Here is a 17,283-nt window from a genome sequence, read left to right on the forward strand (position 1 = left end):
CTGTGACAATCGGGGGCTTTATGCTTCAAAAGAATACAGTCACGCTGGCGCTCATTTCTCGTAAAATAACGCACCGATGCGCTGCCAGTCAAACGTCACACCATCCTGCGAATTCGCTAAAAAAGCAATGACCAGGTTGTCGTCGGGGTAAATAAGGAGGTGGGAACTGCTGCTGAACGAATCACCGGCGTGGTGCCAGACCCGGTGACCATTTTTGTCTTTGCCAACATACCAACCCAGACCATATCCGGTTTCTTTCCCGTCTGCCGTAACCTGAGACGTAAAAAGAACCGCTTTATGATTTAAATACGGTTCTTTTCCATACAACAACTTATTTCCCAGTTTTACCAGATCGCTGGCCGTTGAAAGAAGTCCACCTCCCGCGTATTTATAACTCCAGTCTCCCAGTTCATTTTCTTCTCCCGTACCATCATAAAATTTACTACGATTGGGCCTTGTTTTATGAATATCATCACCACAGGTATGGAATAAACCCAGCGGTTTCCACAGAATTTTAGCCATATAATCGAGATAGTTTTCGCCACTGATGCCTTCGATGACGGCTCCCAGAAGATTCCATCCGAAGGTCGAATACCCGAATTTTGAACCGGGTTTGAACAACAGCGTATCTTTTTCAAAAATCCGTAGTGCCTGCGTCGCCGAATCGAAATGTTCCGTTCGGATAAAATCGCTCCAATCCGTCTCATTATAATCCCGAAATCCGGCCAGATGACCGGCTACCTGACGGGTCGTGATCGGGTGTTTCTTGACCGGAAAAGACGGGACATAGTTTTGAACGGGCGCATCAAGATCGAGTTTCCCCTCTGAAACAAGTTTAAGTAACGCCAGGGACGTCATCGATTTCGACACGCTATTGATCCGAAAAAGCGTGGAATCGCTTACCGCACTCTTATTTTCCCAATCAGCATATCCCAGAGCCGCGGACCATTTAAGTTGGTTATTCACACTGACACAAATCTGCATGCCGTTTACCCCCGTGTTGTCCATAAAATCCCGGCAAAGCTGCTCGGCGAGGCATTCAGGCCGGTTTCCCTGACAGGGTGCTTCCGGCGTTTGCGTTGTAGTTCCGTTCGCATACTGGCTAACAGTGACCGTGGCGGCAACAATGCCCCGTACCTTTTTCCATTCGCCAAAGCTGGTTTCTCTCTCGTAGCTGGTATACCGTTCGGCGGCTGCCGGTGTATTGACGATGCCGATAAACGTTCCGGGCAAATCAATACCGCCCCGCAGCATCTGTCGAACTTCCTTTTTCCCTTCAAATTCGACGGTATCAATTTTTAGTTTTTCAGGATGCTCCTGAATGTATTTCCGGTACCCATCCGCAATGTCGGTGCGGTCCTGTAAATCCACGATTTGTTCGAACGTAACGTAGAACGGTTTGGAAACCGGGTAGTTCAGCGCCGACAGATCAAACTCCAGCCAGCCGTTCTTCATCGCCGATTCTACAACCAGACTTTGCTGCCATAAATCCTCGCCGGGTTGACCGGTTAACGCATTAACGTCATTTAATCGAATTCGGAATTTGAAGGTCTTCAGGTTATTCCTAAAAATGCGAAGGTTCGCCTTTTCGAGATAAACCGGAAAAGTAAATCCTTTCTTCAAATGCGATTCTTTGGGTTCAATCAACAGCGCTATGGAACGCCCGGCATACGTCGTATCGGTTTCGAGCACACCACCCCGAAACGTGCGGTTTCCCAGCTCAAACGTCTGATTTCGTTCTTTTTTCACCGTTACCGTAATTGTATTTAACGGGATAGCACGCTCGGGAAGGAAAATGGTGACCGGTTTTTCAGGTTGAAAAAACCGCACCGGCACTGCTTTTTTTCCAAAACCGAGCGCGGAAAAAAGCAGCAAATCCGCCCGAAATTTCTGAGGAACCAGGATCGAAAAACTACCATCCGGATTGGACAGCGTTCCGATATTCGACTGGACAATCCCGATGTTGGCATAGGGAACCGGCTGCCGGGTCACCCGGTTTAAAACCGTGCCTTTGATGATCAATTGCCCAAAACCGGCCGTCGATAAAAGAATAAGCAGAACAACAATTGGGGTATTTTTTTTCATGTAAGACCACTTCCAGGTACCGTGGAAAGAACGAATCAACTGGCTAATTGGTCTAATTTCACTGCTTTTGACAACAAAATCAATCGATCAGTAGCCCCGACCCCCGTATTTACCGTTTGCCTAACTTCTCCGCTCTGCGTACTTTGCACTTCGTTTTATATCTGAACCTTGCGTACCCCATGTATCTCCTTGGATTTGATGTCGGCAGTTCGTCCGTAAAAGCCTGTTTGCTGGAAGTTGAAACCGGTGCGGTGGTGGCATCCGCGTTTTTCCCCGAATCGGAAATGCCCATCGACGCGCCCCTCCCGGGCTATGCTGAGCAAAACCCGGATGCGTGGTGGAAAAATGCCTGTCTGGCGTCCAAAACCGTGTTGTCGAAAACCGGCGTGAAATCGGAAGACGTGAAAGCCATCGGCATTTCCTACCAGATGCACGGTCTGGTGATCGTGGATAAGGAGTTAAACGTGCTGCGTCCGTCCATCATCTGGTGCGACAGCCGGGCGGTTTCCTACGGTGAAAAAGCCTTCGAAACCGTAGGTCGGACCAAAAGTCTGCAACACCTGCTTAACTCGCCGGGCAACTTTACGGCCGCCAAACTGGCGTGGGTGAAGGAAAACGAGCCCGCGATTTACAGCAAAATTCATAAATTCATGCTACCGGGCGACTACTTAGCCGCCCGTATGACCGGCGAAATCGTCACGACGCCCTCCGGGTTGTCGGAAGGCATTCTGTGGGATTTTCAGAACGAAAAACCGGCGGATTTTCTGCTGGATTATTTTGGATTCGACCCCTCGCTCGTTGCCGACATCAAACCGACATTTTCCGTTCAGGGCGAACTGACGTCGAAAGCCGCCAGCGAGCTGGGCCTGGCCACTGGAACGCCGGTGACCTACCGCGCGGGCGACCAGCCCAACAACGCGTTTTCGCTCAACGTACTGGAACCCAACGAAATTGCCGCCACAGCGGGTACGTCGGGCGTCGTCTACGGCGTCAGTGATCAGGCCAAATACGACCCGCAATCCCGCGTCAACACGTTCCTGCACGTCAGCCACACGCCGGAAGCCCCGCGCTACGGCGTTCTGCTCTGCATCAACGGCACCGGCATTCTGAATAGCTGGCTACGGAATCACCTGCTTCGCGGTTCGGTTGGTTACGCCGAAATGAACGATCTGGCGGCCCACGCGCCCGTCGGTTCCGACGGTTTGCTGTGTTTGCCCTTTGGCAACGGCGCCGAGCGCGTGCTGGAAAACCGCGATTTAGGCGCTTCATTCCACGGTTTGCAACTGACGCGCCACAGCCTCCCCCACTGGATTCGGGCTGCTCAGGAAGGCATTGTCTTCTCGTTTTACTACGGCATTCAGGTCATGGAGCAAGTGGGCGTTGGTCTGAAAACCATTCGCGCCGGGGAAGCCAACATGTTCCTCAGTCCGCTGTTCCGCGACACGCTAGCCAACCTGACCGGGGCCGAAATCCAGCTTTTCAATACCGACGGCGCACAAGGTGCGGCCCGGGGGGCCGGATTGGGACTCGGTATTTACAAAAACCGCCAGGAAGCCTTTACCGGTTTGAAAATAATCCGCACCATCGAACCCGATATGCGGGCGCAGGAAGCCTACCGCGATGCCTACGAGAAATGGCGGAATGTGCTCGCAGACTGATAATGATCTGTCTATAATTACCCCGGAGGGGTTCAATGTCAATAGTCCGCGGTGTTTTTTTAATTACCCCGGAGGGGTGTTCTGTTAATAGAAAAACGCTATAAATAGTCATTCAAGCTCCGGCAGGAGCGCCCTGACAACGCCAGGATTTAGGTCGCCCCTGCCGGGGCTTAAAACCATCGATGATACCGTTTTCCTATTAACAGAACACCCCTCCGGGGTAGGTGAAATGCCTATATGTAAAAACGTCGCCGACTATTGACATTAGCCTAGTCAGAAAAGCTACGATCAGAAAACCTCATTCGGCTCCCGAACCACTAACTCGGGCTCCAGGATTACATTTTGCAAATCCGTCGGGGCAATCTTCCCGTTGATCACGTTGAGCAGAATTTCAGCCGCCATAAACCCAATTTGGTAAGGATGTTGTTCGACCGACGCCAGGGGTGGGTGTTCGAGGTAGGTATTGAGCGGGAGATTGGCAAAACTGACAAACGAAATATCCTGATTGACGACCAGCCCGTAACTGCGGCACACCTGCATGGCATCCAGCGCCACGTAATCGTTGAACGTCAAGACCGCATCCGGCCGGGTGGGCGATGACAAAAGCTGATTCATTTTCAGGACGGTTTCCGGCGTTGTGAGGTCACTGCGCTTGATCAGGGCGTTTTCGACGGGCAATCCTTCTTCCACCAAGGCCGTGATATACCCCCGATACCGCTCCTCGCTGGCGATCAGGGCGTGGGGGCCGTTCAGCAGCGCAATGCGTCGATGACCGCGCCGGGCCAGCCATTTGGTGGCTTCATAGGCCCCTTTCTCCATATTACACTCGACCCGGTGAGCCGCAATGTGGGGCGGAATGCGGTCGAACAACACCAGCGGAATCTGGCGATCCAGTAATTCCTGAATGTGGTGGGTCTGCTGGGTTTCTTTGGCAACCGACAGCAACACGCCATCCACCCGATTGGAAGCCAGCACGGTCAGAATCTGCTTCTCGCGGTCGAACCGGTCGTGCGATTGATAGAGCGCCACCGTCACCTGGTGTTCAAACGCCAGTTCTTCCACGCCATTGATCACTTCCGAGAAAAAATTCTCCCGAATTTCCGGCAACACCATCCCGATCACGCCCGTTCGGCCCCGCTGGAGATTGCGGGCCGTCGTGCTGGGCAGGTATTTCAACTGATCGGCCAGCGCATGAACGGCATCGCGGGTGTGTGCGCTGATGCGGGGGTGGTTTTGCAAAGCCCTGGACACGGTGGATGGCGACACGTGCAATTGCCGGGCAATCTCCTTAATCGTAATAACATCCTTCATCGCGCGTCCTGTTCAGCCTTACAATTTACTCTTATTCCTAAAAAACGCAAAATTTCCTTCGGTTTTGTACAAACGTTTGCGCAGGTCTGAACAAACGTTTGCGCAGGCCAAAACCGTCAGAATCAGAACCCTGACGCCCCGGTTTTGATTGATTGGTTGTCTGTTTTTCTCCAATTTCAGCATGGAATTGAACCCCAAACCGTCAATCTAACGCGTATTCCAACTCAGCTAACTCCTCCTATGCCTGTTTCTTCCCGCCGAAATTTTCTGCGTACGGCCGCCCTCAGCACCGCTGCTGCGCCCTTTATTCCTTCGCTGTTCGAACCGGCCGCAGCCGCATCGAAACCGGCGGCTTTGTCACAGGTTCGTCTCGCTTTTATCGGCGTCGGTTCGCGGGGTCGCAGCCACGTCCGCCAGGCCCTATTTCGCGATGATGTGGTGATTACGGCCATCTGCGATCCCGATCCGGAAGCCATCAGCCGCACCAACGCCATGATCGAAAAAAGCGGCAAGAAAGTGCCGGTTGCTTTCACGAAAGGCGGTGAGGATTTTGTGAACATGCTCAAGCGCGACGACATCGACGGCGTGGTGATTGCCACCCCCTGGGAATGGCACGTTCCGATGGCCGTTGCCACCATGAAAGCCGGGAAATATGCCGGGGTGGAAGTATCGGCGACAGTCACGCTCAAGGAATCCTGGGATCTGGTCAATACGTTCGAAAAAACCGGGTCGCATTGCATGATTCTGGAAAACGTCTGCTACCGGCGCGATGTGCTGGCGGTTTTGAACATGATCCGCCAAGGGATGTTCGGCGAAATGCTGTACGCCCACTGCGGGTACCAGCACGACCTGCGAAACGTCAAGTTCAATGGCGGCATGGGTAAAGAAGGCGTCGAATTTGGAGACAAAGGCTATTCTGAAGCCCGCTGGCGAACGCAGCACTCCGTCGATCGCAACGGTGATCTGTACCCAACGCATGGTCTGGGGCCGGTCGCTCACTGGCTCGATATCAACCGGGGCAACCGGTTTTTGTCCCTGACCTCAACCGCCACCAAAGCCCGGAGCCTGCACAAATATGTGGTCGATAAAGGTGGTCCCGATCATCCCAACGCCAAAGTCAATTTCAAGCTGGGCGATGTGGTTACTACCGTGGTCAATTGCGCGAATGGCGAGAACATCGTCATCATGCACGACACGAACTCACCCCGCCCCTATTCACTCGGTTTCCGGGCGCAGGGAACGCAGGGCATCTGGATGGACGACGGCAAAACGATTTACCTGGAAGGAACCAGCCCGAAACCGCACCAGTGGGAACCGTTCGCGGCCTATCAGGATAAATACGACCATCCGCTCTGGAAACAACACGGCCAAACGGCCCAGAGTGGCGGCCACGGCGGGATCGACTTTTTCGTGATGCGGGCCTTCATCGAATCCATCAAAGCCCAAACCGCCCCACCGATCGACGTCTACGATGCCGCCGTCTGGAGTGCCATCAGTCCGTTATCGGAGCAATCCATTGCGCAGGGCAGCAAACCCATCGAAATCCCGGATTTCACCCGGGGAAAATGGAAGACGAACCGCCCCATTTTCGGCCTGAACGAAATTTACTGATCTGATTTGCTCAACTATTCCACCTGGTCAAAACCGTCCGGTTTTGACCAGGCTACCCTTCGCTTGCCTTTACCGAATGCCCTAAGCCCTTGACCTTCTGATTTTTTACGCTCCACTTTATCAATCTTCCAACCCATGAAACAGCTTTCCGTAAGTTTACTCCTGTGGCTATCGGTAACCGTTTGCGGTTATGCGCAGTCAAGCCTGCGAGGCACCATCCGCGACGATGCCGGGCAACCACTGCCGGGCGTGACCATCATCGTCCGCGGCACCACGCAGGGCACCACCACCGACGACAAAGGCACCTTCACCGTTCGAACGACGCCAACGGACGTGCTGGAAATCAGCTCGATTGGCTACCAGGGAACCACCGTGACGGTCGGAAACCGCACGACGGTCGAGATTGCCCTCAAAAAAGCCGACACCATGCTCGATGAGGTGGTCGTAATGGGCTATACCACTACCAACCAGCGCAACCTGACGGGTTCGGCGCAGGTGGTGACGGCCAAAGAATTGAAAGACGTGACGGCCAACAGCGTCGGCCAGATGCTGCAAGGCAAAGCGGCCGGCGTCTTCGTCGGCAACAGTTCCGGCGATCCGCGCAGTACACCCAAAGTACTCGTTCGGGGCGTTGGAACGCTCACGGCCAGTTCCAATCCGCTCTACGTGGTCGACGGCGTGATTGGCGGTATTCCCAACCCCAGCGACATCGAATCGATCACCGTGTTGAAAGATGCTTCCGCAACGGCCTTATACGGCGCGCGGGCGTCCAACGGCGTTATCGTCATCACCACCCGCCGGGGTGCTTCCGGCAAAACCCGGCTGACCGCCCGACTGAACCAGGGCGTCGGTACGCTGAGCCTGGGCAATTTCCGGTTGCTGGATGGTCCGCAATTGTATGACTTGCAGAAAAGGGTGTTTCAGCGCGACCGGCCAACGGGTGTTCTGAACGATTATCTGCCCACGCCGGAAGCCAACGCCAATACCAACTGGTTCGACCAGGCTTTCCGGACGGCCAGCAACACGCTCGCGGAACTGAGTGCGTCGGGTGGTAGCGACAAAACCAAGTTCTTCCTAAGCGGGAACTACTACAAGGAACAGGGCATTTTGCAGGGAACCGGCCTCGACCGGTTTGGCGCACGGCTGAACTTCAGCCACAACATCAGCGACAAATTCCGGGTGAATGTCAACGGGGCCGGGTTATCGACGCGCGGCTACGACAACAGCAACGGCGGTCTTTACGCGGCTTATACCTATTTGCCGTATGACGATCCGTACTACAACGGGCAGCCCTACAACCCCGTAACCGGTGCCAAAAAATGGTATGGCCGCGATAACGCCAACTTCATTTACAACCGCCAGTTCAACACGTTCAAGGAAAATACGCTGTCGGGCGACTTGTTGTTCAAAGCCGAATACGACGTATTGCCCTGGCTGACGCTGACGACCACCAACCGCGCCCAAACCAGTTATTACGGCAGCCAGAGCAGTCAGGACATGCGCGGACCCAGCGCCCTGGATGTGCAGGGACGGCTGGCCAGAACCAACACCCGCGACTATACGCTGCTGACGTCGAACCTGTTGCGTTTCCGGCATAGCTTCAACGGTGGGCATACACTGGACGGTTTGGCGGGTTACGAATACCAGACCTACTACTACGAATCGCTGGCGGCCACCGGAAAAGGCATTTTCTCCGGCCTGAGCATTCTGGATGCAACCTCGCAACCCGAAACCATCGGCGGAACCAAAACCGACAATGCATTCTCGTCGTATCTGTTTCAGGCCAACTACGGCTATCAGGATAAATACCTCGTTACAACCTCGTTCCGCCGGGACGGTTCGTCCAAATTCGGTCGGGATAAGAAATACGGCAACTTCTACGCGGTCGGCCTAACCTGGAATGCTTCCAACGAAGCGTTTCTACGCAGCAATCCGCTGCTGACCAACCTCAAATTCCGGTTGAGCTACGGAACCACCGGCAACGCCGACGGCATCAACGATTATGCGTCGCAGGGTTTATACAACCTGACGGGCCAATACGCCGGTATTCCATCCGCCTACCCAACCCGCATCGAAAACCCGAACCTGTCGTGGGAAGTGTCGAACAATACCAACTTCGGGATCGACGCCAGTTTGTGGAACCGGCTTTCGCTCACCGTTGATCTCTACAACCGCCTGACCAATAACCTCTTGTTCAACCGCCCGCTCCAGGCCACCAGCGGTTACACGTTCATTACGGAAAACGTGGGCGCCGTTCGCAACAAAGGTCTTGAAGTGGTGCTATCGGCCGACATTTTGCAGAAAACCGCTCTGAAATGGCGCATGGACATCAATGCCGGTATGAACCGAAACGCCGTAACGGCGCTTTACGGCGACCGCGTGCTGGTTGCCAACGGCCAACGCCCTTACGCGCTCGATCGGCCGCTCAACAGTTGGTATCTGCGCCGGTGGATGGGCGTCGATCCGCAAACCGGTGGACCGCTCTGGGAAAAAGTGGGCACCGACGGCACCAGCACCACGACCAACAACTACAACGACGCAACGATCCAGTTTATCGGCAACAACGCTAACCCCAAACTATTCGGCGGTTTTCGGCAGGTGCTGAGCTGGAAAGGGCTGGAACTGAACGCTTTTTTTACCTACAGCACCGGTTCCATTCTCTACAACGGCGACCGGAACCTGTTCGACAACGACGGTGCCTACGACCGCTACAACCTCATGGCTTTGCAGGAGGGCTGGAGCCGCTGGGAGCAGCCCGGCGACATTGCCACGCATCCGAAGTACGTCATCGGCGGGAACAACAACGCCCAGCGCCCGTCGTCCCGGTTTCTGGAAAATGGCAATTACCTCCGTCTGCGGAACATCAGCCTGACCTACGATTTGCCAACGGCGTTGGTCACCAAAGCCAAACTGGACGGCGTCCGGCTGTCGGTTTCGGCGGATAACGTGTTCACGATCACGAAGTTTTCGGGCATCGACCCGGACGTAACCGAGACGGGCGAAGTGGGTACGAAATACCCGTTCAGCCGGAAATTGGTTTTTGGTCTCCAGTTTAACTTTTAATCATCAGCACCCATGAACTTCTCTCTTTCGCGCTTTTTGTTGCTGGGCTGTGTGGTGGTAACCACCTCCTGTGAAATTGATACAACCCCGTATAACGGTTTATCCGAGTCGGCGATTCTGCAAGGGGCGCAGGGCCTGCGGGCGGCTACCGACGGAAATTACACCTTCCTGAAAGAGTCCGACTACACCCGTAACCTGTTCATTATGAACGAATATCCGGGTGATAACCTGACCCTCAGCGGCACCACCACCGACGCGCTTTTTCTAACGTATACCTACCGGCACACCTCCGATCAGGCCAACGCGCTCCAGATCTACCGCAAAGCCTATCAGGTTATTGTCGGCGCGAACAAAGTGATTGCGGCCGTTCAGGAAGGAACATCGAAGGAAATGGATCAGATTCTGGGCGAGAACATCTTTCTGCGCGCCATGGTCCATTTCGAGCTGGTCCGGCTTTTCGGACGGCCGTATGCCCAAAGTCCGGAAACGAATCTGGGCGTGATCATCAAAACCGACACAAAAGCCGACGATAATGCCGCCCGGGCGACGGTGAAAGAGGTCTATGCGTTTGTGGTCAGCGAGTTGCAGAAAGCCGCCAAACTGATGACGGTAACGCGCACCAGCAGTTATGCCACGGCTGCGGCCGCCAACGCGCTGCTTTCGCGGGTGTATCTCTACATGAATGACAACGCCAACGCCATTAAACACGCCGATCTGGTGATTGCGGAAAACCGGTTTTCGCTGGCGACACCGACGCAGGTTCCCGATTTTTACACGGTGGAAAATGAGCAGAACAAGGAAGTTATTCTGGCCATTAAACACACGCTGAAAGACGACCGCGCCTGGAGTTCACTGGGTTCGATGCTCTACACCTCACCGGGTGGCGTCGGCTGGGGCGAGGTTTACGCGTCGCAGGACTATCAGGATCTGGTGAATAAAAATGCGAACGACAAACGGCGGACGTTTCTGGTTCGGAAACTGACGGCGCAGGGAGCGCAGGAAAAGCGGAACGGCATCGACAAAGTGTACGTCACGAAGTTTTCCAACCAGGGCGGTATTGCGACGCTCAGCTCACCGATCTTGCTGCGGCTTTCGGAAGTATACCTGAACCGGGCCGAAGCCTACGCCAAAACCGGGGCCACGGACAAAGCCATCGCGGATGTGAACCTGATTCGGCAACGGGCGGGGCTGACCGGCACCGAACTGTATTCAGCGACCGATCTTAAAGGATTGCCAACGGTTCTGGACGTGGTCTTGCAGGAACGTCGGCTGGAACTGGCGTTTGAGGGCCACCGGGCGTATGACCTCTACCGCAATGGCCGGAGCTTGGTTCGGAATTATCCCGGTTATCACAACACCACAACCGGCCAGCAAACCGTTCCGGCGACCGACAAACAAGTGGTTCACCTGATTCCGGAAGCGGAAATTATCCTAAATTCCAACCTGAAACAGAACCCCTTGTAGTGACTTTCGAATGACTATCCTAAATCCAATCCTTTTTTTTGTTAGTACCTGGTTATTTACGCTGACCGGCGATTCGCACGATGCGAATCGCCGGTCGGTTCCCATCGGCGGCAACGCCTGGGTAACAAAACCGTCTCATTCTCCCGAAAAAATCACCAACGACGGCCTGACCGGCTGGACCCATCCGGAAAGTGTCGTTTCCACCTACATCCGGTTCGACCGCGCCGGAACGCTGAAACTATCGGCCACGATGAGCGTTCCGGAAGGCGAAAGCAAGATCCGGGTGAGTGTATTGGAGAAATCCGTCGAGTTTTCGGCCAGCGGCAGCGCGGATAAGGAATATTATCTGGGCGAATGGGCCGTTCAAAAACCGGGCTACGTCAAGATTGACCTACAGGGCCTGACCAAATCCGGCCCGGCGTTCGGGCAGCTTCGTGAACTCGGTATCAGTGGCGATTTAGTCGATGACAGGACGGTTTTTGTCCGCAACAACCAGGGCAATTATTTTCATTGGGGTCGGCGCGGCCCGTCGGTGCACCTGAAATATACCGCTCCGGAAAATGCCGATTCGGAGTGGTTTTACAACGAAATGACGGTTCCTGAAGGCAGTGATGTGCTGGGTTCCTACTTCATGGCCAACGGTTTTGCGGAGGGCTATTTCGGGATGCAGGTCAATTCGCCGACCGAACGGCGGATTTTGTTCTCGGTCTGGAGTCCGTTCAAAACCGACAATCCGAAAGACATTCCCGACGATCAGAAAATCCTGCTGGAGAAAAAAGGTGAGGGCGTAACGACCAATGATTTCGGCAACGAAGGGTCCGGTGGCCAGAGTTATCTGCGCTACAACTGGAAAGCGGGCCGAACCTACCGGTTTTTGCTCCGGGGCCGACCAACGGAAAACGGGTACACCACCTACACGGCCTATTTCTCCGATGCTAAAGACAAAGACTGGCAGTTGATCGCCAGTTTCAAACGCCCGAAAACGACGACGTACCTCAAATCACCCCACTCGTTTCTGGAGAATTTCATGCCGAATACGGGTAATACGTCGCGGCAAGTTGCTTTTGGAAACCAGTGGGTTCGGAGCAAGGACGGCGTCTGGCAGGAACTGGTACGGGCCAAATTTACCGGTGACGCCACCGCCCGGGCCGGTTTTCGGCAGGACTATGCGGGCGGTTTACAAGCCGGTGAGAAGCAATTTTTCCTGAAAAACTGCGGTTTTTTTGACGACAATGTCCCACTCAATACCGATTTCACCCGGAAACCGCTCAAAAAAGCACCAGCAATTGATTTTTCCCGATTACCCTAATTTGTGATTGTTTGATTATGTCCTTTCCGCTGTCTATATCCACACCGGGCCGCATCTGTTTATTCGGAGAACACCAGGATTATCTGGGCTTGCCCGTTATTGCCGCTGCCATTTCCCAACGCATCCGGATTACCGCCGAACCCACCACGAAGCCGGAGATTCGGCTGTTTCTGCCCGACATCGACGCCGAGGAGCGGTTTTCGTTGGCAATACTGCCGCTGACGTACCGGCAAGACCGGGATTATTTCCGCAGCGCGGTCAACATCCTGTTGCGGGAAGGTTTCCGTTTTTCGACGGGAATTCAGGGAGAAATCCGGGGAGAGATTCCCATCAATGCGGGTACATCCAGTTCGTCAGCCCTGCTGATCACCTGGTTGGCCATTCTCGCTCAATTCGCCGACAACCCGAAAACGCTGGCCCCCGAAAAGCTGGCGGAACTCGCTTATGCCGCCGAAGTGCTGGAATTTGGCGAACCGGGTGGCATGATGGACCACTACGCCACGGCGGTTGGGGGCGTGATTTACCTAGAATCCGTTCCGAACATTCACCTCGAATCGTTTCAGCCGCAACTCGGTGCGTTGGTGCTGGGCGATTCGCGCCAGCCGAAAGACACCATCGGCGTTCTGAAACACGTCAAATTCGGGATGCTGCGGGCGATGGAAAAAATAAAACAGTACGACCCGGCCTTTTTGCTCACGACCTACCCGCTGGATGCCGCCGACGAATACCGGTCGATCCTGACGCCCGATGAAATGGCATTGCTGAAAGGCAATCTCTCCGACCGCGACGTCTTGCGGGAGGCTCTGGCCATGTTCAAAAGCGGAACCGTCGATCACCAGCGGCTGGGAGCATTGCTCACCATCCACCAGACCAGTCTCCGGGATGCCAAGCGCGTTTCGACTTCGAAAATCGATCACATGATCGACGAAGCCCTCAGAGCCGGTGCCTACGGCGGAAAAATCAACGGTTCCGGGGGTGGGGGCTGCATGTTTGCCTACGCACCCGAAAAACCGGAAGCGGTCGCCGAAGCCATCGAGCGGGCAGGCGGTAAGGCCTACATCATTCGGGTCGATCAGGGGGTTTCGGTTAATCCGGTTTCGAAAAATCTTTTCACACCCCAGTTAAAATAAATTTAAGCCTTCCACTTTTGCCCCTAAATCCCCTAAAGGGGACTTTTAGCATCCGGAGGGCTCTGCGTCCAAGTCCCCTTTAGGGGATTTAGGGGCAGAAAGCGAAAGTCTCACCACTATTACCCTACAAAAAATATAGATTTAGTTTGGAATATAAAAAACCGTGTTTTACTTTTGCACTGTTATCTCAATGACTACTTCTGGTAACTAGTAGTTGCCGGTGCGCCGGTTCGAGATTTATACAGAAAGGGGGAGAGACAGGCTCAATGAACCCTTAGCAACTTTCCGAACGATCCAAGGAATCAGTGCTAACCTGCCTAAATAAATTAGGAACTATAAATTAACAACCATCATGAAAACGCAAACAACGCAGCAACGTTGTGACCCCGATCAGGACTGGCATCTTTGTCCAATCCGGTAAGTCACATTCCACACAAACGAATAGCCAACGACGCTGATCGTTGGCTATTCGCATTTTCAGTCTTCCTTTTTCGTTCAATAGGCCAGTAAACGGCCACAGGCAATGGTGCCCAGCCAGAGCAGAATGGAACAAACGGCCGCAGCTTTGGCCGCTACCGGCGTTTGACCAGTCTGCCAGTCCGCTGGGGATCGAAAGGTAATCCGGTGAAAAACCGCCACGTTGATGCCGGCGACCACCAACAACGCCATTTTCAACCAGAAGGTCGGGTCTTTCCCCAGCGCTTCGGCATTGGTGCTAAACAGCAGTAAACCGGACGGAATCACCAGAATCAGCCCCCTCCGCGACCAGGGCAGTACGTGCGTGGCCAGATCGGCAACCGGTATTTTTTTCGAAAAACCCAACAGCCGGAAATCAAACAGAAAGGCTCCGCCGACCACCAGGATGATCCCGACGATGTGCACAATTTCCAGCGCCGGATACAGCCACAGCGACTGACGAATAGCAACGGCCAGCGTACTATTTTCAATGCCTTGCAGCCACTCGACGGGAATGCCCAGCCTCATTTACGCAATTCGTATTTCTTCCCGTCGATGAAGATCCGCTCCGCCCGCATTTCGTTTTTGACGGTTTTGTGCGGATAACCCACCACCCGCAACGACCCGCCTTTTTTCAGCATGGCCGCGCTTACGCCCCGTTCATTCATCCGGCTCGTGGGGGCCAGATAGACCAGCCAGGTTTTGTCCTTGTCTTTCACTTTGGCCGTGGCATGTGGATTTTCGTACTTCGATTCCTCGATGGTGCCGGTATAATCCAGCACTTTGGTCTGGTCATAATCACCCCAGCCGTGGTGGAGGGGCGCAAAGGCGGTTCCCAGAAACAGTAGCAACGCAAACGAGCAATTTTTCAGTAAGGTCATGGGAGTTTGGGGTTATGTTGGAATATAGATAAAAGAGTAAAGACAAGAGAAGTGAGACAACAGGGCAAAACGCGCGTTTGTTGCGTCTTTACTCTCTTGTCTCACCTCTTACTTCTAAGTTAACCGGCAAATCCCGAATCCGCTTGCCGCAGGCCCGGTAAATGGCGTTGGTCAGGGCGGCCGCCGTCGGACCCTGGGCGGCTTCGCCAGCACCCAGCGGTTTTTCGGTTGGCCGGGCAATCACCACGACTTCGACTTCCGGAATGTCACTAAACCGGAAGATCGGATACGACCGCCAGTCGCGGCTGCTGACGTGCTCACGACCAAAGGTAACCTGCTCTTTCAGCGTCCAACTGGCCGACTGAATCATACCGCCTTCGGTCTGGTTTTTCAGGCCGTCGGGGTTGATCACTTCACCGGCGTCGATCACCGACCACATTTTCCGAACCTGAACGGTACCGGTTTTTGTATCAACGAAAACCCGGGCGGCAACAGCACAGTAGGTCGCCACATTTTTATACCGGGAAAACGCAAAACCGATTCCCTCGTTGGCGGCCACTTTTTCGGAGCGCGTCAATTCCTGAAGTTTTTTGACAACGGCCACCGCCCGCTCGTCGTCCAGATGCGCCAGCCGGAATTCCAGCGGATCTTTCCCGGCTTTTTCGGCCAGTTCGTCCATAAACGACTCAATCGCGAACACGTTGGCATACGCTCCCAGACTGCGCAAGGCCGAAACCCGCAGCGGTCCTTCAAAAAAATGGGCGTCGACTTTCAGATTTGGGATGGTGTAATACGGCTCCGAATTGCGATAACCGCCCCCGCTGTAGCCGCCGGACGGCGCGGGAAACGGTTTTTCAATCGACCGGGCCGCCAGCAAGTTGCCCGGCTCACCGCCCGGTCGGGTGCTGTGCGAGTCGGTCCAAAGGTCATACCGCCAGTGGGTTATTTTCCCGGAACGATCCAGCCGGGCTTCAGCTTCCATCTGCATGGCACTGCCGTAGGGTTCCCAGCCGTGTTCGTCGTCGCGCGACCATTGCAGCCGAACGTGTTTGCCCGGATACGCCATCGCCAGCAAAGCCGCATCAGCCGCGACATCGTCCGCGCCGTTGTGCCCGTAGCAGCCCGAACCGGGAACGCCCACAACATGGATGGTGTCAGCAGGCAAACGCAGCATTTTTGCCAGTGCTTCCCGAAGCGGATAAACACCCTGGCTGTGCGTCCAGACGTGCAGCTTGTTTTTCTGATAGAGCGCCACCGCGCAGGACGGGCCAATCGACCCGTGCATGTGATACGGTTTGAAATAACGCGCTTTCAACGAAATACCTTCCGTCTGTTCCGGCGCTTTCAGATCACCGGATTCCTTGACGGTTCGGGTTTTAGCCGGTAGTTTTCTAATGTATTGCGCCAGCGTCTTTTCATCCGGCAACGGTTTGGCGGTTTCCCACCGGGCCTGTTCGCGAGCAAACAACTGGGCCTGAATCGCTTCGTATTCCTCGGCTGCCAGGATGCCCACAAAGTTGCCGTTGATGACGGTTTTCAGGACACCCGGTACGGTTTTCTTCAAAGCGGCTACATCAAAAGAGCGAAGTTTGGCACCCTGCGCCAGTGGTCGGACCACCCGCGCGTGTACCATGCCCGGAAACCGCAGATCCTGGACATAAACCGACTCTCCGCGCGCCATCCGTTCAATATCGGTTCGGGGAATGGGTTTGCCCACCCAGCGGTAGTCGGATTTGGGTTTGAGCGCAACCGGCAACCGAACGTCGTCTTCCAGTTGCTTTCCGTCCAGCAATTGGGCAAACATGAGTTGCTCCGTGCCGTTTTTTTGCTGCACGTTCCCGTTGGTGATGCGGAGTTGATCGACCGGTTTGTTCCACCGTTTGGCAGCCAGTTCCAGCAGTTTCTGCCGGGCGGCTGCGGCTGCGTACCGCACGGCCATCGCACTGTTTTCAATCGAACCACTCCCGGCGGTGTAGCCTTCGTGGGGTGTTCGCCCGGTTTCGGCCAGATGAACCTCAACCTTGTTCAAATCCATGTCCAGTTCCTCAGCGGCCACCTGCGCAATGGCGGTACGAATGCCCTGTCCCAGTTCCAGTTTGCCGGTAAAAATCCGAATCCGGCCGTCGTCCAGCACCTCCAGCCAGGCGTTGATCTGGGGCTGTTGTCGCAGGCTCCCCGGCAGCGAATCCTGCCAGGGCGGTTTTTCGGAAGCCGACAACGGCTGACAGGAAAAGGAAAACCCGATGGTCAGGCATCCGGCGGTTTTCAGGAAATTTCGTCGGGATTGGGTGATCGAGTCCGCAGTTTCTTTCATT

At 54.6% G+C, this 17,283-nt stretch carries 11 protein-coding genes and 1 riboswitch; of the genes, 6 read left to right on the forward strand and 5 right to left on the reverse strand.

Annotated elements, in window-relative coordinates; translation table 11 throughout:
* Positions 1 to 51 precede the first annotated feature (51 nt).
* Positions 52 to 2,085, reverse strand: coding sequence for a serine hydrolase (locus tag ACS5NO_RS17885; protein ID WP_439416429.1), 2,034 nt, complete (start codon positions 2,083 to 2,085; stop codon positions 52 to 54).
* 179 nt (positions 2,086 to 2,264) lie between these two features.
* On the opposite strand from ACS5NO_RS17885, the gene ACS5NO_RS17890 reads away from it, so the two are divergent.
* Positions 2,265 to 3,743, forward strand: coding sequence for a xylulokinase (locus ACS5NO_RS17890; protein ID WP_439416430.1), 1,479 nt, complete (start codon positions 2,265 to 2,267; stop codon positions 3,741 to 3,743).
* 288 nt (positions 3,744 to 4,031) lie between these two features.
* On the opposite strand, the gene ACS5NO_RS17895 is transcribed toward ACS5NO_RS17890, so the two are convergent.
* Positions 4,032 to 5,054 carry a LacI family DNA-binding transcriptional regulator gene (locus ACS5NO_RS17895; protein WP_439416431.1) on the reverse strand — a complete coding sequence of 341 codons (1,023 nt, stop codon included), beginning with the start codon at positions 5,052 to 5,054 and terminating at the stop codon, positions 4,032 to 4,034.
* 240 nt (positions 5,055 to 5,294) lie between these two features.
* Here ACS5NO_RS17895 and ACS5NO_RS17900 point away from each other — a divergent pair, with 240 nt between their 5' ends.
* From ACS5NO_RS17900 to ACS5NO_RS17920, 5 genes are all read left to right on the forward strand, one after another.
* Entirely contained in the window at positions 5,295 to 6,665 is a 1,371-nt protein-coding gene (locus tag ACS5NO_RS17900; protein WP_439416432.1) for a Gfo/Idh/MocA family protein, read from the forward strand.
* A gap of 135 nt (positions 6,666 to 6,800) precedes the next feature.
* Positions 6,801 to 9,728, forward strand: coding sequence for a SusC/RagA family TonB-linked outer membrane protein (locus tag ACS5NO_RS17905; RefSeq protein WP_439416433.1), 2,928 nt, complete (start codon positions 6,801 to 6,803; stop codon positions 9,726 to 9,728).
* Positions 9,729 to 9,740: 12 nt separating this feature from the next.
* Positions 9,741 to 11,192, forward strand: a complete 1,452-nt coding sequence (locus ACS5NO_RS17910) for a RagB/SusD family nutrient uptake outer membrane protein (RefSeq protein WP_439416434.1) — start codon at positions 9,741 to 9,743, stop codon at positions 11,190 to 11,192.
* Between the two features lie 10 nt (positions 11,193 to 11,202).
* A complete protein-coding gene (locus ACS5NO_RS17915) occupies positions 11,203 to 12,501 on the forward strand; it encodes a DUF3472 domain-containing protein (protein ID WP_439416435.1) in 1,299 nt (432 codons plus the stop codon).
* Positions 12,502 to 12,518: 17 nt separating this feature from the next.
* Positions 12,519 to 13,631: a GHMP family kinase ATP-binding protein gene (locus ACS5NO_RS17920; RefSeq protein WP_439416436.1), complete on the forward strand. Its 1,113-nt coding sequence runs from the start codon at positions 12,519 to 12,521 to the stop codon at positions 13,629 to 13,631.
* A gap of 234 nt (positions 13,632 to 13,865) precedes the next feature.
* Positions 13,866 to 13,973, forward strand: a riboswitch (SAM riboswitch).
* Positions 13,974 to 14,126: 153 nt separating this feature from the next.
* Here ACS5NO_RS17920 and ACS5NO_RS17925 read toward each other — a convergent pair.
* The 3 genes from ACS5NO_RS17925 to ACS5NO_RS17935 all read right to left on the reverse strand — a co-directional run bounded on the left by ACS5NO_RS17925 (position 14,127) and on the right by ACS5NO_RS17935 (position 17,282).
* Positions 14,127 to 14,615 (reverse strand): DUF6644 family protein, encoded by a 489-nt coding sequence (locus ACS5NO_RS17925; protein ID WP_439416437.1) that lies wholly within the window; start codon positions 14,613 to 14,615, stop codon positions 14,127 to 14,129.
* A complete protein-coding gene (locus tag ACS5NO_RS17930; RefSeq protein WP_138992597.1) occupies positions 14,612 to 14,968 on the reverse strand; it encodes a DUF6152 family protein in 357 nt (118 codons plus the stop codon). Before ACS5NO_RS17930 ends, ACS5NO_RS17925 begins: the two co-directional genes overlap by 4 nt.
* 88 nt (positions 14,969 to 15,056) lie before the next feature.
* Positions 15,057 to 17,282: a xanthine dehydrogenase family protein molybdopterin-binding subunit gene (locus ACS5NO_RS17935; RefSeq protein WP_439416438.1), complete on the reverse strand. Its 2,226-nt coding sequence runs from the start codon at positions 17,280 to 17,282 to the stop codon at positions 15,057 to 15,059.
* Between the last annotated feature and the right edge of the window lies 1 nt (position 17,283).

The organism is Larkinella fluvii (assembly GCF_051857545.1).
Lineage (GTDB): Bacteria > Bacteroidota > Bacteroidia > Cytophagales > Spirosomataceae > Larkinella.